This is a genomic window from Mycolicibacter hiberniae, from assembly GCF_010729485.1.
Taxonomy (GTDB): domain Bacteria; phylum Actinomycetota; class Actinomycetes; order Mycobacteriales; family Mycobacteriaceae; genus Mycobacterium; species Mycobacterium hiberniae.
Window position 1 is genome coordinate 2,785,817 of the sequence record NZ_AP022609.1, and the last position, 17,810, is coordinate 2,803,626.

Sequence of the window (17,810 nt, forward strand, 5' to 3'; positions counted from 1 at the left end):
GGGTGCGACCGGTGATCGTATGACCTGTCTCACACTGCGCCGCGCAGGGCGGGGCGTCAAGCACGACGCGGATTCCGCAGACTCCCCCGTGTCACGCCCTCCACACCGCCCGAGCCAAAGGCGTCTGGTCGGCGCGGGGGGCGGCCGGCCGGGGCTATGTCGTGGACGCCTGCGCCGCCGACCAGCTGGGCGGGCGCTTCTCGACAAAGGCCGCGACGCCCTCGAGCGCGCTCGGATCCATCATGTTGCGGGCCATGGTCGCGGCCGCGTCCGCATAGGCCGACTCGATGCCGGTTTCGATCTGGCGGTAGAACAGGGCCTTACCCATGGCGACGGCGGCAGCCGGTTTCGCGACGATTCCGGCGATCAGCGCCTCGACCTCGTCGTCCAGCGCCTCGGGTGCCGCCACCTTGTTGACCAGCCCCAACACGCGGGCCTGCTCGGCGGTGATGAATTCACCGGTCACGAGCATCTCGAAGGCAGCCTTTCGCGGCACATTGCGCGTCAGCGCCACCCCCGGAGTCGCGCAGAAGAGCCCGACGTTGATGCCGCTCACCGCGAAGCGCGCGTCCTGGCCGGCCACCGCGAGATCGCACATCGCGACGAGCTGACAACCCGCAGCAGTGGCGAGCCCCTGGACCCGCGCGATCACCGGGACCGGCAGGCGCTGGATCGCGAGCATCACGGCGGTGCACTGCGCGAACAGGCTCTGATAGTACTCCAACGACGGCTGGGCCCGCATTTCCTTCAGATCGTGGCCGGCGCAGAAGGCCTTGCCGGATGCCCCCAGCACGACCGTGCGCACCGCCGCGTCATGACCCAATGCGTCAATGGCTTCGGCCAGCGCCGCGAGCATCGCCTCGGAGAGCGCGTTGAAGGATTGTGGGCGGTTCAGAGTCAGCGTCACGACGCCGCGGTCATCGCGGTGTTGCAAGAGCAGCGGTTCTTCCATCGCGTCGACCTCACTCGATTGCCGCTGCGGTGATCTCGTGCTCGGCGCAGCGTGGGACGTCTCGATCCTGCCAGCGAACGTCTTCGAGACGCCAGCACCGGCCGCGATCACGAACTACCGGCGCACTCGAGTAGCACGAGAACGCCCCCGCCGGCGCGAGGCTTGTCCCCCAACCGCCGTCTCGGTTCTGCCCGATGCCCCACTGTCACGGACCGGTTGGCCGCTGCGCACAATTCAGTCGGGGCGGATCTCCGTGGGATCTAGGCCGAAAACCTGCACCGCAGCCGACTTGCCCTTCACGGAGTACGATCCCCGGTCGATCAGCCCGGACGGCCGAACGGCCAGGGCGTCGACAGTTTGCCGGGTGAGCAGAATGGCGTCACCTGTCTTCTTGGTCAGCTGCTCGACGCGGGACGCGACGTTTGTCGTGTCGCCGATCACCGCGAACTCGAGATGTCCTCCCGCACCGATGGTTCCGGCGATCACCTTTCCGGTGTTGATCCCGATACCGATCCGCAGATCGCCGCCGAACCGATCAGTCACCCGGCGATGAATCGCGACGGCGGCCGACACCGCGGCGTCGGCATGATCGTCGAGGGCATTCGGCGCGCCGAAGACGGTCATGGTGCCGTCGCCGAGGAACTTGTTGACATGCCCGCCCGCGTCGAGTACTGCGGGCACCACGATCTCGAGTACCGCGTTGAGCCGCGCGACGGTGTCCTCCGCGGAATGGACCTCGGCGAACGCGGTGAATTCCCGGATGTCGATGAACATCACGCTCACCTCGCGGCGCTCACCCATGAAGGCATCGTCACCCTGTTCGAGCAGCCGCGCCGACAGAGCCGGATCGACATAGGTCCCAAATGCCACCTGAAGTCGTTGCCGCTCAGCCAAACCCGCCTGCATGCGGTTGAACGATGCCGCCAGCGCGCCCAGGTCATCGTCTTGGACCACCGGCAGTCGGTGGCTGTAGTCCCCGCCTGCCACACGCTCAGTGCCTCGTGCGAGGTCGCGTATCGGCAACAGGGATTGGGAGAATGCGGCACCGACCGTGATCGGAATCGCGTAGCCGAGCGTCATCGCGATCCCGATCACGACGGCACGCACAGGATCCGCACCGGTCCGCAGAAACACCGCTCCCAACATCGCGCCGGACACGGCGTTCTGGAAGACGCCCGCCAGCATGGCCGTGTTTGTCCAAGCGGCAAAGGTCGGCCGGGAGCGGGGCATGCAGTCACCGGTTTCGGTGTCGCCGGCGATGGCTATCCGCACGGGTCGCATCGCGCCCTCCACGAAGCTGCGCACACCGACCAGCTGGACGGCCGTTCCGATAGCCGCGCCCAGGATCGCGTACTGCACCAGCCGCGATCCCGTCGCCCCGGCAATCGCTCCAACGACGACCGCTGCCAGGGCCACCATGAGGCCGGTACCGACGATTGCCCGGGTGACGGTGGTCCGGGCCCAGCGGTAGTTGGCTTCCAGTGCCGTTGCGGGATCGACCCGATGGCCGGCTGCCCACTGCTCGATGAGGCGGGCGCCGCCCAGCCCGGGAAGCACATTCACGAATGCGACCACCGGCACACAGGCCACGATGAACACGGCCGCTTCGACGTAGTGACTGTCCCCCTCGAAGGCCACGATGACAAACGCCGAAACAAGGAGTACTGCGAGCACAATGCCGCAGGTGACCACGTAGATAGCCCAGGAGTACCTCGCCGCGAATCGATCCCAGGTCCATTGCCAGATGCGATCCATGCCCATAACGAAACACCCCCGGCCATGAACGGGGGGCGTTTCGCGTGGGTGCACTACCCAGTTTCGAAAACGACATGGTCGCCGCAACCTCTCATCGAGAGTGCTGCGACGACCATGTCAACCCGTCCGTTTCGAACCGGGGGGCGTCGTCAGGAACTACCTAGTGGGCGTGCCCGTGATGCCCGTGGCCGGCGTGCGGATCGACCTCGACGGGCTTCTCCACGACTGCGGTTTCCGTGGTGAGCACCACCGGCGACACGTCGACACCGTCGGCGACCTTGGGACGTCACCAGGACACCAAGCGCCGTCGACACCTTGGTTGCAGCGCGCGGCGGAAAATACGCCGACGCCCAGCTTCTCGTCGCCGCTCAGCGAGGAGGCCAGCTCCGCCAGCGCTGCACGGGCCTGGACCAGCGCCACGCCGCCGCCGGTGACGATGCCCTCCTCGACCGCGGCCTTGGCCGCCGCCACCGCGTCTTCGACCCGGTGCTTGCGCTCCTTGAGCGCGGTCTCGGTCGCCGCCCCCACCTTGATCACGGCGACGCCACCGGCCAGTTTGGCCAGCCGCTCCTGCAGCTTCTCCCGGTCCCAGTCGGAGTCGGTCGCCTCGATTTCGGCGCGCAGCTGCTTGACCCGCCCGGCGATGGCCTCGGCGGTCCCGGCACCGTCGACGATCACGGTGTCGTCCTTGCTGACCACCACCCGGCGTGCCGTGCCCAGCACATCCAGGCCGGAGTCGCGCAAGGTCAGGCCCACGTCGGGGTTGATCACCTGCGCGCCGGTGACGATCGCCAGGTCCTCCAGGAACGCCTTGCGCCGGTCGCCGAAGTAGGGCGCCTTGACCGCAACGGCCTTGAGCGTCTTGCGGATCGCGTTGACCACCAGGGTCGACAGCGGCTCGCCCTCGACGTCCTCGGCGATGATCAGCAGCGGCTTGCCCGCCGCGGCGACCTTTTCCAGCAGCGGCAGCAGGTCCGGCAGCGAGCTGATCTTGTCGCGGTGCAGCAGGATCAGCGCGTCCTCCAGCACGGCTTCCTGCGCGTCGAAGTCGGTGACGAAATACGCCGACAGGAAGCCCTTGTCGAAGCCGACGCCGTCGGTGATCTCCAGCTCGGTCGACAGCGTCGAGGATTCCTCCACGCTGACCACGCCGTCGCTGCCCACCTTGGTCATCGCCTCGCCGACCAGCTCACCGATCTCCTCGTCGCGCGAGGACACGTTGGCCACCTGCGCGATCGACTCCTTGCCCGAGACCGGGGTGGCCGCGGCCAGCAGTGCCTGCGAGACCGCGTCGGCGGCCTTGGCGATGCCGGAGCCCAGCGCAATCGGGTTGGCGCCGGCCGCGACGTTGCGCAGGCCGCCGGAGATGATGGCCTGGGCCAGCACCGTGGCGGTGGTGGTGCCGTCGCCGGCCACGTCGTTGGTCTTGGTGGCCACCGACTTGACCAGCTGCGCGCCGAGGTTCTCGAACGGGTCTTCCAGGTCGACGTCCCGGGCCACGGTGACGCCGTCCATGGTCACCGTGGGGCCGCCGAAGGACTTGGCCAGCACCACGGTGCGTCCCCGCGGGCCCAGCGTCACCCGGACGGCGTCGGCGAGCTTGTTCACGCCGGCTTCCAGCGCCCGGCGCGCGGCCTCGTTGAACTCAATCTGCTTGCTCATAGGTGTTGCGCCCTTTTCTTTACGCGTGCCGCCCCGGACATCACCCGTATTACGGGGATCTCCGGGGCGGGCACGGTGGTTGCTTCGTGGCTACTTGGCGACGACGGCCAGCACGTCACGCGCGGACAGGATCAGGTACTCCTGGCCGCCGTACTTGATCTCGGTGCCGCCGTACTTGCTGTACACGACGACGTCGCCCTCGGCGACGTCCAGCGGGATCCGCTTGCTGCCGCTCTCGTCCCACCGGCCGGGACCGACGGCGACGACGGTACCCTCCTGCGGCTTCTCCTTGGCAGTGTCCGGAATGACCAGACCGGAAGCGGTCGTGGTCTCGGCCTCGTTGGCCTGAACGAGGATCTTGTCCTCGAGTGGCTTGATGTTCACGCTCGCCACGATTGGAGCCCTCCACATTGTCTGGGATGCGACCCGGCATACGCCGAGCCCATCGGAACGTACTTACTTAAGGTGTTCGGCATTCGTGCCAGCCCTCGCGTCGTCGTCGCGGGTGCCGAGCGAGAAACCGACCGACTGCCACCTAGCACTCTATACATGAGAGTGCTAGCACTCAAGGAGACCCCGCTGCGAATCGATCAGCGGATCTGGCCCGCCACCACCGGCAGGCCGGGATTGGTCGCCACGTCCAGCGGCGACGGCGCCGCTCCGGCGGCGATCAGGTGCGCGGCGAACGACCCGATCATCGCCCCGTTGTCCGTGCACAACCGCAACGGCGGGATCCTCAGCGTCAACCCGGCCGCCTCGCAGCGCTGCTCGGCCAGCTCGCGCAGCCGGGAATTGGCGGCCACCCCGCCGGCGATCAGCAGGGTGCCCACGCCCAGGTCGGTGGCCGCGCGCACCGCCTTGGCGGTCAGCACGTCGGCAACCGATTCCTGGAATCCGGCCGCCACATCGGCCGGCGAGAACGCCGGATCGGTGGCGTTCTTCTCGATGTAGCGCGCCACCGCCGTCTTGAGCCCCGAGAAGCTGAACACATAGGGAGCGTCGCGTGGGCCGGTCATCCCGCGCGGGAACCACACGGCCTCCCGGTCACCGGTGCGAGCCAGCTCGTCCAGGGCCCGCCCACCCGGATAGCCGAGCCCGAGCAGTCTGGCCACCTTGTCGTAGGCCTCCCCCGCTGCGTCGTCGACGGTGCTGCCCAGCTCGGCGATCGGCGCCCCCAGCGACCGCACGTGCAACAGGTGGGTATGACCGCCGGAGACCAGCAGGCTCACGCACTCCGGCAGGGGGCCGTGCGCATAGACGTCGGCGGCCAGGTGACCGCCCAGGTGGTTGACGGCGTAGAACGGGACTCCCCAGGCCGCCGCGTACGCCTTGGCGGCGGCGGCGCCCACCAGCAGCGCCCCCGCCAGCCCCGGGCCGATGGTGGCCGCGACCACGTCAGGTCTGTCCACCCCCGCTGTCGCCAGCGCCCGCCGCATGGTGGGGCCCAGGGCCTCCAGATGTGCCCGCGAGGCGATCTCGGGTACCACCCCGCCGAACCGGGTGTGCTCGGAGACGCTGGAGGCCACCTCGTCGGCCAACAGCGTCACCGTCCCGTCGGAGTTCAGCCGGGTGATCCCGACACCTGTTTCGTCGCAGGAGGATTCGATGGCCAGCACTATCGTCATGAGGTCGCTCCCCGGCGCATCGTGTAGGCGTCTGCTCCGTTGCGGTAGTAGCGCCTGCGGACTCCGGTCTGGGCGAATCCGACGTCGCGGTACAGCGCGATGGCCGCAGCGTTGTCGGTTCGGACCTCCAGGTGCACGGTGCCGCCGTCGGCGTACTCCAGCAGGTCGGCGAGCAGTCGGCGGCCGATGCCGCGCCCCTGATGCGCCTTGTCCACCCCGATGGTGTGCACCTCGTACTCGAACGGCGGGGTGCGTCCCAGGCGGGCGACTCCGGCGTAGCCCACCAGCGCGTCGCCGATCCGGGCGGCGACGTAGTGATGGTCACGGGTTCCGATCGCCCGCAGGAACGCCTCCGCCGGCCACGGGTCGTCCCCGCCGAACAGTTGAGCCTCCAGCTCGGCGCAGCGCACCGCGTCGCCGCCCGTCAAGGGTCCCAGTGTCACCGGCGGTTCAGCGAGGCTCGCCGCAGGCGAGGCGAAGCTGGGACCGCCGTTCGGCACCGGCGGTTCAGCGAGGCTCGCCGCAGGCGAGGCGAAGCTGGGACCGCCGACCGACGGCTTGGCGTCTGGGCGGCGCAGGTACAGCGGCACCAGCGAGTCCGGAGGATTCTCCCAATCCTGTACCGCGGCAACCAGTCCCGCAGGACTCGGGTAGGCGATGTCCATGGTCGACAGACCGAACAGACCGGCGTGCGCGGGCGAGCCCGCGACGGCGACGGCATCGGCGGGATCGACGTCGGCGGGGGCACCCACGTCCGGCCCGGCCACCCGGATGCCGTCGCGATAGCGGGCCCAGTAGACCTCCCGGCGACGCGCATCGGTGACCACCAGAGCGGTGGACTCGGTGCGCACCCCGATCGCGTCCAAGCTGCACACGCCATACACCGGGATGTCCAGGGCGTGACCGTAGGCCGCAGCGCTCGCCATCCCGACGCGCAAGCCGGTGAACGGCCCGGGCCCGCAGCCCACCACGACTGCGGCCAGGTCGGCCATTTCCAGACCGGCGTCGGCCAGTGCGGCCAACACGTTGGGGGTGAGCCGTTCGGCATGGGCGCGGGCGTCTTCGGTGACCCGCTCGGCCAGCACCGTGCGCCGGTCGGTCGCCACCAGGCCCGCGGTCACGGCCGGGGTGGAGGTGTCGATGGTCAGAATCGCTGAGCTCACGCCTGATACCACCGCCACGTCGCCGTGCGCGTCTCGGAGTCCGCCGCACGGTCCAGCCGGATGTCGAGGTGCCGATCGGAGAGCCGCTCGGCCAGCCCCTCGCCCCACTCCACCACCACCACGGCGTCGTCGAGTTCGGTGTCGAGGTCCAAGGAGTCCAGCTGCGCCGGCAGGTCCAGGCCCGTCTCGTCGAGCAGACGGTACAGGTCGACGTGAATCATCGCCGGGCTGCCCGGCCGGCGGGCCCGGTGCTCGCGGGCCAGCACGAACGTCGGCGAGGTGACCGGGCCGTCGACGTCGAGTGCTGCCGCGATTCCCTTGGCCAGCACGGTTTTTCCAGCCCCCAGCGGGCCGGACAGCACCACCACGTCACCGGCGCGCAGCGCAGCGCCCAGCCGCGCCCCCAGCGCGACGGTGTCCTCGGCTGTGGCCAGGGTGGCCTCCTGCCGCTCAGCCACCGCGGCCCACCCTGCGGCGCAGCCGGCGGCTCAGCATGACCCGGCGCGGGGTGGCCCGCTCCACCAGTCGCACCAGCGCCTCATCGATGACATCGGGTTCCTCCAGCTGCACCAGATGCCCGGCTCCGGGCACGATCACCAGCTCACAATCCCACAGGGTGGCCGCCATCGCCCGCGAGTACCCCGCCGGGGTGAGCAGGTCGCGATCGCCGCAGGCGACCAGGGTCGGGATCTTGGCCAGCGTCGCCAGCGCGGCGCTCTCGTCGTGCACCTCCAAGGCGTGCAGAAAGCCGACCATGGTGGCGACCGGGGTGGCATGCATCATCTCCTCGGAGTAGGCCACCACGCTCGGGCTGATCCGATCCGTTCCGTAGGAGGCGGCCCGCAGGATCGGCGCGATCACCCCGCGGGCCGCACCGCGACCGCGCTGCACCAGTTTCGGCGCATACCGCACACTGAACTGCACGGCTTCCAGCGCCGGATTGCGCAGGATCTCGCCCAGCGGGGACCGGGAAACCCCCTTGGCGGCTGAGGCGATCAACGCCGCGCCGACGATCCGGTTGCCGTAGTGCTGCGGAAACTGCCGCGCGTGCGCCAACACCGTCATGCCGCCCATCGAGTGCCCGACCAGCACCACCGGGCCGCGCGGCACCGTCGCGGCCAGCACCGCCTCCAGGTCCTGGCCCAGCCGCGCCACGGTGTAGGTCTCCGATGGCGCGACGCCGGAATCGCCGTGGCCGCGCTGGTCGTAGAAGACCATGCGCACCTGATCGCCCCACTCGGCCGCCAGTCGGGCCCGCTGAAAGTGGAAGGCCCCCATCCGCAGACAGAATCCGTGCGCGAACACCACCGTCAACGGCGCGTTGCGCGGCCCGACGTCGCGCACCGCCAGTTCGACGCCGTCGTCGGTGACCACCACCGAACTGTGGTCCTGGCCCAGGACGGCGAAGTCCTCGGCGGCATAGGCGTCCTCGGCGGTGGTGCGTCGGGTCACCGACCGGAAGACGGTGCTCCCGGCGATGGTGCCGACGGCCGCCACACCTGCCATCCCCGCCAGCCAGCCGCCTGCCCGGGCGCGGTTGCGCTTAGCGGCCATCAGCGCCCCGATACGTTCTGGCGACCCGCCCGCGCGGGCTGTTGACCACCTCGTAGTGAATGCTGCCGAGCGTATCGGCCCAGTCCTGGGCCAGCGGCTCGCCGTGCGCCCCGGACCCGAAGAGGATGACCTCGTCGCCTTCCCGGACGTCGACGGGGCCGGGTCCCAGGTCGACGACGAACTGGTCCATGCACACCCGGCCCACGCTGCGCCGGCGCCTGCCGTTGATCAGCACGTCGAATCGCCCGCTCAGCGGTCGAAACACCCCGTCGGCATAGCCCATGGGCACCAGCGCCACGGTGGTGTCGGCCGGGGCGATCCAGGTCTGACCGTAGGAGACGGCTTCGCCGGCCTTGATCGGGCGAACCAGCACCACCGTCGATTTGAGGGTCATCGCCGGAATCAGGCCCATGTCACCGTGCTCGGGGATCGGACTCAGGCCGTAGAGGGCTATTCCGGGCCGCACCATGTCGTAGGCCAGATCGGGGCGGGTCATCACGGCAGCCGAATTGGCCAGATGCGCGACCGGGACGGTCAGGCCGTGTTCACCGGCGATGCGCAGCAGCTCGGAAAACCTTCGGGCCTGAATATCGTTGACCGGGCTCGCGGCCTCGTCGGCGCAGGCCAGATGCGACATCAGCCCGCGTACCCGCACGGCGTCTTCGGCAGCGGCCCGCCGAAGTGCGCTCACCAGGGCCTCGAAGTCGGCCAGCCCCACCCCGTTGCGATTCATGCCGGTGTCCGCCTTGACGGTGACCGTCGCGGTGCGCCCGGTGGCCGCCACCGCCTCGAGCAGCTCGTCGAGCTGGCGCGCCGAGGAGACGGCGATCTGGACGTCGGCGGCCAGCGCGGGAGCGAAGTCGGTGTGCGGTCCGTGTAGCCAGGCCAGCACCGGTGCGTCGATACCGGCTGCGCGTAACGTCAGGGCCTCGTCGACGGTGGCGACCCCGAGCTCGGCGGCCCCCGCGGCCAGCGCCGCGCGCGCCACCGGGGCCGCACCATGGCCGTAGGCGTCCGCCTTGACCACAGCCATCAGCGCGGCGGGGCCGGCGTGCTCGGCGAGCACCCGCACGTTGTGGGCGATGGCGTCCAGGTCCACCAGCGCTTCGGCGAGCAGGCCCGACGTTCGGGATACGGCAGTCATGTCAGCCTCGATTGTCCCAGAACCGGCGCGGTACCCCCTGCCCCGCGCCCGGCAGCGGGCACCGGCCGCTTGCCGGTTCCGGCGGATCAGTGCGCAAAATGCTGCTGATCGTCGTAGTGTCCCGCAGGTTTGATGCGGTCCAGCGCGGCCACCGACTTGGCGATGTCGTCGAACAGTGCCCGGGCAAGATCGGCGGACAGGCCCTCCCGGACCACCACCCGCAGCACCGTGACGTCCTCGGCGCCCTCGGGCATGGTGTAGGCGGGAACCTGCCAGCCGAAGGTCCGCAACTCGTGCGAGACGTCGAACTCGGTGTAACCGCGGTCACCGGCCAGCCGGAAACTCACCACCGGGATCGCCGAGCCGTCGCTGATCACCTCGAAATGTTCGCTGCCCGACAGCTGGTGCGACAGCCAGCGAGCGGTGTCGGACAACGTCCGCATCACCTCGGTGTAGCCGGCCCGGCCCAGCCGCAGGAAGTTGTAGTACTGGCCGACGACCTGGTTTCCGGGCCGGGAGAAGTTGAGCGTGAACGTCGGCATGTCACCGCCCAGGTAGTTCACCCGAAACACCAGCTCCTCGGGCAGGTGTTCGGCGGACCGCCACACCACGAACCCGATGCCGGGATAGGTCAGCCCGTACTTGTGGCCGCTGACGTTGATCGACACCACCCGCGGCAACCGGAAGTCCCATTTGAGGCTCGGGTGCAGGAACGGCACGACGAACCCGCCGCTGGCCGCGTCCACGTGCACCGGTACGTCGGGCCCACCGCCGGCGGCCAGGGCGTCCAGCGCCGCGCAGATCTGCTCGACGGGTTCGAGCTCGCCGGTGTAGGTGGTGCCCAGGATGCCCACCACCCCGATGGTGTCCTCGTCGACGGCGTCGACCACCTGCTCGGGAGTGATCACATAGCGGCCCTGCGCCATCGGCAGATAGCGCGGCTCGACGTCGAAGTAGCGGCAGAATTTCTCCCACACCACCTGGACGTTGGCGCCCATCACCAGGTTCGGGGTGCGGTTGCGCCAGCCGTCTTTGACCTTCTGGCGCCACCGCCACTTCAGCGCCAGCCCGCCCAGCATCACCGCCTCACTGGACCCGACGGTGGACACCCCGATCGCACTGGCGGGATCGTCGTCGCGCAGGTCCTCGGCGTGGAACAGATCGGCGACCATCGACACGCAGCGGCGTTCGATTGCCGCCGTCGCGGGGTATTCGTCCTTGTCGATCATGTTTTTGTCGAACGACTCCGCCATCAGCCGCGACGCCTCGGGGTCCATCCAGGTGGTGACGAAGGTGGCCAGATTGAGCCGGGAACTGCCGTCGAGCATCAGCTCGTCGTGGATGAAGCGGTAGGCGGCCTCGGAGTCCATCGGGTCGTCGGGCAGTCGCAGCGCCGGGATCGGTGCGGTGAACATGCGGCCGGTGTAGGCCGGCGCGATGGAGTGTGCCGGCATGGACGGGTGGGAATGGGACACTGCGACTCCTCTATAGCTGGGCCAGGGCGGTGCGGATGTGGGCCAGGATGCGCGACGCCGACGTCGGGGTGTCGCCGGGCCCGGGGTCGGCGGCCGACGCCGCCGCGGCGCGGGTGTGCACGAAAGCGGCGGCCGCGGCGGCCTCGGCGGCGGGCAGTCCGGAGGCCAGCAGCGCGCCGATCATCCCGGACAACACGTCACCGGAGCCCGCGGTGGCGGCCCAGGAGGCGCCGGCCGGGTTGAGGTAGACCGGGCCGGACGGGTCGGCGATGACGGTGACGTTGCCCTTGAGCAGCACGGTGGCGCCGAACCGGTTCGCCAGTTCGGCGGCCGCGCCGACCCGGTCCGGGCCGGGCGGATGCCCTGCCAGCCGGGCGTATTCGCCGGCGTGCGGAGTCAGCACGGTGGGGGCGCTGCGGTCGGCCACCAGGGCCGGGTGGGCCGCGAGGATGGTCAACGCATCGGCGTCGACGATCACCGGCAGATCGGAGCCGAGCGCAAACCACAGTGCGGCAGCGGCCTGTTCGCCGGTGCCCAGGCCGGGGCCGACCGCCCAGGCCTGCACCCGGCCCGCAGCCGCCGGACTGGGTGCCGCGACCACCTCGGGCCAGTGCGAAACCACTGGGGCGGCAGCACTTCCGGCGTAGCGGACCATGCCGGAGGTGGCCGCCACGGCCGCCCCGGCGCACAGGATCGCCGCGCCCGGGTAGGTCGCCGAGCCGGCCAGGACGCCGGTGACACCCTGGGTGTACTTGTCGTCGCGAGGACCCGGCGCCGGCCAGATCCGCTCGACGTCGGCGGCGGTCAACCCGCGCACGTCGGTGTCGGGAAGATCCAGGCCGATATCGACGAGTTCGACCCTTCCGCACTGCCCCAGGGCGTGCACCGGCTTGAGACCGCCGAAGGTGACGGTGAGCGCGGCGTGCACGGCGGGACCGTCGGCCGCGCCGGTGTGCGGGTCCAGGCCGCTGGGGATGTCGACGGCCACCACCGGAATGTTCGCTCGCTCGACCGCGGCGAAGACCTCGGCGGCGTGCGGTCGCAACGGACCCCGCCCGGAGATGCCGACCACGCCGTCGATCACCAGGTCCGTCGCGGGCGGTACGCGGTCGACGATCCGGCCGCCGGCACGCCGGAACGCCGTGAGCCCCTTGGCGTGGGCGCGCTCCGGTTCCAGCAGGACGGCGGTGGCCGCCGCACCGCGCCGGCGCAGCAGAGTCGCCCCCCACAGCGCATCGCCGCCGTTGTCGCCGGAACCCACCACCGCACACAGAGTGCTCCCGGCAACCCCACCGGTGCGCGCCGTCAGCTCCCGGGCGATCGCGGTCGCCAGGCCGAACGCGGCCCGCCGCATCAGCACCCCGTCGGGCAGGCTTGCCAACAGCGGCGCCTCCGCGGCGCGAATGGCCTCGACGCTGTAGTAGTGCCGCATGCCGGCCTCCTCGCCCCTCCTCGGGATTGTCGCGATTGTCACGCTAGTGGCCGCCGGCGGCGCTCGGGTGATGTCGCAGCGGATGGTGCAGGGTCAGCGGATAGCAGGCCAATCCGATGAGCAGGGCGGCGGCATGGCCGATCGCGGTGAAATCCGGGTTGATGATCAGGGGAACGGCGAAGATGACGGCCAGCGCCGCCAGATAGACCCGGCGCCACGGCGGGCGGATGCGGTAGGTGAGCACCGCCATGACGCCCACCAGGAAGTAGCTGACGCCGATGTCACGGGCGTAGGTCAGCCGCTCGGACTCCCGGTGCAGGTGGATCAACACATACAGCGCGCCCTCGCTGACATAGGTGGCTCCGACGTGGGAGATCAACCCGACCATCAGCCAGCGCAGGTGGCCCAGCCAGTGTTCGGCCGGCGCCAGGAACAGGCTGAAAAGCACCAGATACGGCGACCAGTCCTTGCCGTCGATCCACAGCAGACTCGAGACCAGCACCTCCAGCGGATCGGTGGCCAGGTGATGCAGGTTGGTGGACTGCTCGACGAGCATGGTGCGCAGGTTCGGGCCCACCAGGTGCTGGATGGCGGTGGTGACCCCCAGCGCCGCCAACCACAGATAAGTCAGCGGCGCCGTGTGCACGAAGTGCCACACCGCGGCCAGCCGCGTTCTGAGGTTCGCCACGGCGTACAGCGTCGCACGATCAAGCCGGGACGAGGCCGCCCGACCGCTGATAACCTCACCTTCACAATCGGGCCAACCACCGGCGGCGGGCCCCGAGCGGATGTGGGGGCATCTATGAGCGAACCGCACGGTCCGTCACCCGACCCGTACCGCCTGGACCCGTATGCGCCGATGAACCGGCCCTTTCCGCCGCCCGGCGGGGGTCCTTTCCCGCCGCCGCTGCTGCCGCCGGGCCTCGGTATGCCGCCGCCTCCACGGCGCCCGGGGCGTGCCGCGGTGCTGGTCGCCGCGGCCTGTGTGATCGCGGTGATCGGCGTGGGGCTCACCATCGTGCTGTCCGGACGCGATCGGCACCACACGGCCAAACCCACTCCGACGACGCCGACCGCCACCTCGACCGCGACCGCGGCATCCCCGGACCGGCCACCGGTGCCGGTCGCCAAGATCGAGGGACTGCTCCCTCGCCAGGAGGTTCTCGCCGCGGCGGTGGCCGACCCGGATCTGGGTCTCGTGGTGAGCGGCGACGCGATGGATGACATCACCGTGGTGGACGCCGACTGTCAGGGAATCAGCTCCGTGGCCTCCGGGCCGGTCTACGCGGGCACCGGCTGGACCGCGATCCGCTGGCAGCGCTGGTACAGCCCGGCCGATATCGACACCCACGACCTCAAGCACGGCGTGCTGGTGTCGGTGGCCACCTTTCCGCGGGCCGAGAACGCCCATGCCTTCTACACCAAGCAGAGCGAGAAGTGGAAGCGGTGCGCCGGCCGCACCCTCAACATGACCGTCACCAACGGCGCCGATGAGCAGCCGGTGTTCTGGACCATCACCGAGGTCACCGAATCCGACGAGGTGACCAAGACGACCGCGATCAGCGAGGGTGGCGGCGGCTGGTCGTGCCAGGACGCCCTGACCGTTCGCAACAACGTGATCGCCCAGGCCGATGTCTGCGGCGACACCATCCCGGCCAACGCGGCGCAGGACATCCTGGGCGCGATCGCCCCGCAGGTCGACGCCGCCGGGTGAGCCGACCGCACCATCCTTGATCGGCCCCTGCCGCTGCCGTATCGTCCGAGTCAATTTCGCGTCTCCTGGTAGCGAATGCGAGGAAGGGGTGTCGGTGCGCAACCGCTACGCCGGGGAGCCGTTCGCCACCGGCGACTCCGAGGTCGCGGTCCGCATCAGCGTGTGCGCGGAGACTGATTCGACAGCGGCAGCACAGGCACTGCTCGACGCGATCACTGCGAAGATCGACGCAGCAGCGGGACATTGATGCACAGCGGCCGTACCGAGACGCACTGCCGCACAGCCAATGCGGGTTGCGGCGGACCACCCGCTGATAACGTCTCGTGCTGACGACACCGTCCGTCTATTGCCGGTACCCAGGGGGATGAGGTGCCCTTATGAGCGATCCCATGAGGCAGTCGCCCTACCGCTACGACCCCACGCGCTTCCCACCGACCAACGAGCCCATCTCGCCGGCGCCAGGCGGCCCCGTCCCGCCATTCTGGCCACCGGTTCCCCCACCGAACGGCAACCGCCGACTGATCCGGATGCTGCTGGGGCTGGTCTGCGTATTGACGGCGATTGTCGTGGCGCTCACCGTCACCGTCATACGCCGCGAACAGGACGAACACCCGCCGGCCAGCGCCCCATCGTCACCTGCCGCCTCCCCCGACCGAACACCGGCACCCCTCTCCGCTTCCGGTCGCCTGGTGCCCGTCGCCGCGCTCGACGGCCTGTTCCCGGATCGGGGTGTCGTCACTTCCGCGGTGGACGACCCCGCCATCGATCTGGTGACGCACGGTGAGCACATCGACCCCGAGGATCTGGCGGATGCCGATTGCCAAGGGATCGCCAGCGTCTCCTCCCAGGCCTACGCAGGATCAGGTTGGACTGCAATCCGCTGGCAGCGGTGGAACAGTCCGGCCGAACCCGATCCCCGCTTCCTGATGAAGCATGTCTCAATGTCCGTGACCGGTTATCCGCACGCCGCCGCTGCCCGGACCTTCTACGCCAATCAGAGCGCTGCGTGGCAGAAGTGCAACATCCGTATTGTCAACAGCCGCTCTGCCAGCGCGGACGAATCAGCCGACCAGCTCTGGTTTATCGATAATTTCACCGACTCCGACGGCGTACTCGGGGCCGTGATGATGGACAACGTCAACCCCGACTGGACGTGTGAAACCAGGCTGACCGTACGCCGCAACGTTGTTGTCCGCGCCGCCGTGTGCGCACACACAACTGCTTCGACAGCCGCACGCACAACTCCTTCGCTAGTGGCGGTACACACCCTGCTCGACTCGATCACCGCGAAGATCGACGCGGCCGGGTGAGCCCCCGCCACCCTTGATCGGCGCCTGCGCCTCGCGTATCGTCCGATTCAATTTCGCGTCGCACAGTAGCGAATGCGGGGAAGGTCGAGCTGTTGCGCAACCGCTACGCCGGGAAGCCGTTCAGCACCAGCGATTCTGCGATCGCCTCCGCTTTGGAGCAGGTGTCCATCCCCACCCTGTTGCTGTCGTGCGTACACATCACCGGTGATCCCCGCTTCATCCGCGACTTCAAGCAGAACGGGATCTTCCTCAACGAGATCCAGGGGTTCATGTCCGAGGAGGACAAGGCCCGTGCCCGCGCCGAAGCGCTGCCGGTGATCGTGGAGTACCGCGACCGGGGCTGCCCGCAGCCCGCTCCCCTGCCCGCCGAGCTGGTCAAGGAGATGCTGGACTGGGCGGCCTGTGAGAACGTACCGGAAGCCTACCTGGGATTGCTCTCCGAAGAACTCGACCTGGACGGCGTCGATCCTCGCGCTCCGACTCCGCTGGACCCGTCCCGCGCCGCGGAGCTACCGGTGGCAGTGATCGGCTGCGGTGAATCCGGCGTGCTGGCCGGAATCCGGCTGGCCCAGGCCGGCATCCCCTACACCATCTTGGAGAAGAACGACGGACCGGGCGGAACATGGTGGGAGAACACCTATCCGGGCGCCCGGGTGGACGTTGCGAACCACTTCTACTGCTACAGCTTCGAACCCAACAACAACTGGGGACATTACTTCGCCGAACAGCCGGAGCTGCGGGCGTACTTCGCCGGCCTGGTGACCAAACACGGTCTGGGCGAACACGTTCGCTGGGGCACCGAGGTCACCGCCGCTGCCTGGGACGAGGACACCGGAACCTGGACCCTGACCACGCGCACCGGCGACGGTTCGGTGTCCATGCTGGCGGCACGCGCGGTGATCACCGCAGTCGGTCAGCTCAACCGGCCGCATCTGCCCGATCTCGATGGAGCGGACAGTTTCGCCGGACCAGCGTTTCACTCCGCGGCGTGGGATCACAGCGTCGATCTGACCGGCAAACGGGTCGCGCTGATCGGAGCGGGCGCCAGCGGATTTCAGATCGCGCCCGCGATCGCCGAAAAGGTGGCCCACCTCATGGTGTTTCAGCGGACCGCACAGTGGATGTTTCCCAACCCGATGTATCACGACGCAGTCCACAGCGGGGTGCGCTGGGCGCTGGAGCACCTGCCGTTCTACGGCCGCTGGTACCGCTTCCTGCTGCTGTGGCCCGGCGCCGACAAGGGTTTGGAGGCTGCCCGGGTAGATCCGGACTATCCCGACCAGGACTACGCGGTGAGCGAGCTCAACGCCCTGGCCCGGCTAATGTTCACCGGCTGGATCACCGAACAGGTGGGCGACGACGACGAGCTGCTGGCCAAGGTGTTACCGGACTACCCCGCGACCGGCAAGCGCACCCTTCAGGACGACGGCACCTGGCTGCGCACCCTGCGACGCGACAACGTCGAACTGGACCGTACCCCCATTCGGCGGATCACCCCACAAGGCGTGGAGACCGATGACGGCGACCACCATGAAGTGGATGTGATCGTGTACGCCACCGGCTTTCGGCATACCGATGTGTTGTGGCCGATGCGCATCACCGGTCGTGACGGTATCGATCTGCACGCGCTGTGGGGCAGCAAACCGTATGCGTATCTGGGTATCACGGTTCCGGGGTTCCCGAACTTCTTTGTGCTCTACGGCCCGGGGGCGCATCTGGCGCACGGTGGCAGTCTGATCTTCAACTCCGAGTTGGAGATGCGCTACATCGATGCCTGCCTGGCAAAGCTTGCCGACGAGCAGCTGCATTCGATCGAGCCGACCGCGCAGGCCGCCGCCGAATGGCATCAGGCCACCCAGGTGGCGATCTCCAAGACCGTGTGGGCACATCCGGCGATCAAGCATTCCTACTTCAAGAACGCCGACGGCGAGATTCACACGGTGAGCCCGTGGCGGCTCGACGAGTACTGGTCGGCGGTGCGTGAACCGGATTGGTCGCAGTTCGTCATCGCAAAGGAGCGCTGA

General features: G+C 69.1%; 15 protein-coding genes and 1 pseudogene. 4 read left to right on the forward strand and 12 right to left on the reverse strand.

Annotated elements, in window-relative coordinates; translation table 11 throughout:
* Positions 1–154 precede the first annotated feature (154 nt).
* From G6N14_RS13135 to G6N14_RS13190, 12 genes and pseudogenes are all read right to left on the reverse strand, one after another.
* The gene (locus tag G6N14_RS13135; RefSeq protein WP_085135183.1) at positions 155–952 is read right to left on the reverse strand and encodes an enoyl-CoA hydratase; all 798 of its coding nucleotides are present in this window, start codon (positions 950–952) and stop codon (positions 155–157) included.
* A 234-nt stretch (positions 953–1,186) separates the two neighbouring features.
* Positions 1,187–2,707 (reverse strand): adenylate/guanylate cyclase domain-containing protein, encoded by a 1,521-nt coding sequence (locus G6N14_RS13140; protein ID WP_085135266.1) that lies wholly within the window; start codon positions 2,705–2,707, stop codon positions 1,187–1,189.
* A 160-nt stretch (positions 2,708–2,867) separates the two neighbouring features.
* Positions 2,868–4,369: pseudogene (gene groL, locus G6N14_RS13145) on the reverse strand (chaperonin GroEL).
* Positions 4,370–4,459: 90 nt separating this feature from the next.
* A complete protein-coding gene (gene groES / locus G6N14_RS13150; protein ID WP_085135185.1) occupies positions 4,460–4,762 on the reverse strand; it encodes a co-chaperone GroES in 303 nt (100 codons plus the stop codon).
* A 197-nt stretch (positions 4,763–4,959) separates the two neighbouring features.
* Positions 4,960–5,994, reverse strand: a complete 1,035-nt coding sequence (gene tsaD, locus G6N14_RS13155) for a tRNA (adenosine(37)-N6)-threonylcarbamoyltransferase complex transferase subunit TsaD (RefSeq protein ID WP_085135186.1) — start codon at positions 5,992–5,994, stop codon at positions 4,960–4,962.
* Positions 5,991–7,157, reverse strand: coding sequence for a tRNA (adenosine(37)-N6)-threonylcarbamoyltransferase complex dimerization subunit type 1 TsaB (gene tsaB / locus G6N14_RS13160; RefSeq protein WP_085135187.1), 1,167 nt, complete (start codon positions 7,155–7,157; stop codon positions 5,991–5,993). The genes tsaD and tsaB overlap by 4 nt, the downstream gene beginning before the upstream one ends.
* Positions 7,154–7,615: a tRNA (adenosine(37)-N6)-threonylcarbamoyltransferase complex ATPase subunit type 1 TsaE gene (tsaE, locus tag G6N14_RS13165; RefSeq protein ID WP_085135188.1), complete on the reverse strand. Its 462-nt coding sequence runs from the start codon at positions 7,613–7,615 to the stop codon at positions 7,154–7,156. The genes tsaB and tsaE overlap by 4 nt, the downstream gene beginning before the upstream one ends.
* Positions 7,608–8,711, reverse strand: coding sequence for an alpha/beta fold hydrolase (locus G6N14_RS13170; protein WP_085135189.1), 1,104 nt, complete (start codon positions 8,709–8,711; stop codon positions 7,608–7,610). The genes tsaE and G6N14_RS13170 overlap by 8 nt, the downstream gene beginning before the upstream one ends.
* On the reverse strand, positions 8,701–9,855 hold the full coding sequence (gene alr / locus G6N14_RS13175) for an alanine racemase (protein ID WP_085135190.1): 1,155 nt from the start codon (positions 9,853–9,855) through the stop codon (positions 8,701–8,703). The genes G6N14_RS13170 and alr overlap by 11 nt, the downstream gene beginning before the upstream one ends.
* Positions 9,856–9,941: 86 nt before the next feature.
* Positions 9,942–11,330 (reverse strand): glutamate decarboxylase, encoded by a 1,389-nt coding sequence (locus G6N14_RS13180; protein WP_085135191.1) that lies wholly within the window; start codon positions 11,328–11,330, stop codon positions 9,942–9,944.
* 10 nt (positions 11,331–11,340) lie between these two features.
* Complete coding sequence (locus G6N14_RS13185) at positions 11,341–12,762, reverse strand: NAD(P)H-hydrate dehydratase (RefSeq protein ID WP_085135192.1); 1,422 nt, start codon at positions 12,760–12,762, stop codon at positions 11,341–11,343.
* Positions 12,763–12,805: 43 nt separating this feature from the next.
* A complete protein-coding gene (locus G6N14_RS13190) occupies positions 12,806–13,450 on the reverse strand; it encodes a rhomboid-like protein (RefSeq protein WP_085135193.1) in 645 nt (214 codons plus the stop codon).
* A gap of 114 nt (positions 13,451–13,564) precedes the next feature.
* On the opposite strand from G6N14_RS13190, the gene G6N14_RS13195 reads away from it, so the two are divergent.
* The 4 genes from G6N14_RS13195 (at position 13,565) to G6N14_RS13210 (ending at position 17,810) form a co-directional block, all read left to right on the forward strand.
* Positions 13,565–14,476, forward strand: a complete 912-nt coding sequence (locus tag G6N14_RS13195; protein WP_085135194.1) for a sensor domain-containing protein — start codon at positions 13,565–13,567, stop codon at positions 14,474–14,476.
* 94 nt (positions 14,477–14,570) lie between these two features.
* A complete protein-coding gene (locus G6N14_RS13200) occupies positions 14,571–14,723 on the forward strand; it encodes a hypothetical protein (RefSeq protein WP_163786991.1) in 153 nt (50 codons plus the stop codon).
* A gap of 130 nt (positions 14,724–14,853) precedes the next feature.
* On the forward strand, positions 14,854–15,786 hold the full coding sequence (locus G6N14_RS13205) for a sensor domain-containing protein (protein ID WP_234808866.1): 933 nt from the start codon (positions 14,854–14,856) through the stop codon (positions 15,784–15,786).
* 92 nt (positions 15,787–15,878) lie between these two features.
* Complete coding sequence (locus G6N14_RS13210; RefSeq protein ID WP_085135195.1) at positions 15,879–17,810, forward strand: flavin-containing monooxygenase; 1,932 nt, start codon at positions 15,879–15,881, stop codon at positions 17,808–17,810.

What these genes read in the sequence shown, in the direction of transcription:
- G6N14_RS13135 (WP_085135183.1), bottom strand. Translation starts at nt 952, where the DNA reads ATGGAAGAACCGCTGCTCTTGCAACACCGCGATGACCGCGGCGTCGTG.
- G6N14_RS13140 (WP_085135266.1), bottom strand. Translation starts at nt 2,707, where the DNA reads ATGGATCGCATCTGGCAATGGACCTGGGATCGATTCGCGGCGAGGTAC.
- tsaD (WP_085135186.1), bottom strand. Translation starts at nt 5,994, where the DNA reads ATGACGATAGTGCTGGCCATCGAATCCTCCTGCGACGAAACAGGTGTC.
- G6N14_RS13170 (WP_085135189.1), bottom strand. Translation starts at nt 8,711, where the DNA reads ATGGCCGCTAAGCGCAACCGCGCCCGGGCAGGCGGCTGGCTGGCGGGG.
- alr (WP_085135190.1), bottom strand. Translation starts at nt 9,855, where the DNA reads ATGACTGCCGTATCCCGAACGTCGGGCCTGCTCGCCGAAGCGCTGGTG.
- G6N14_RS13185 (WP_085135192.1), bottom strand. Translation starts at nt 12,762, where the DNA reads ATGCGGCACTACTACAGCGTCGAGGCCATTCGCGCCGCGGAGGCGCCG.
- G6N14_RS13195 (WP_085135194.1), top strand. Translation starts at nt 13,565, where the DNA reads ATGAGCGAACCGCACGGTCCGTCACCCGACCCGTACCGCCTGGACCCG.
- G6N14_RS13205 (WP_234808866.1), top strand. Translation starts at nt 14,854, where the DNA reads ATGAGCGATCCCATGAGGCAGTCGCCCTACCGCTACGACCCCACGCGC.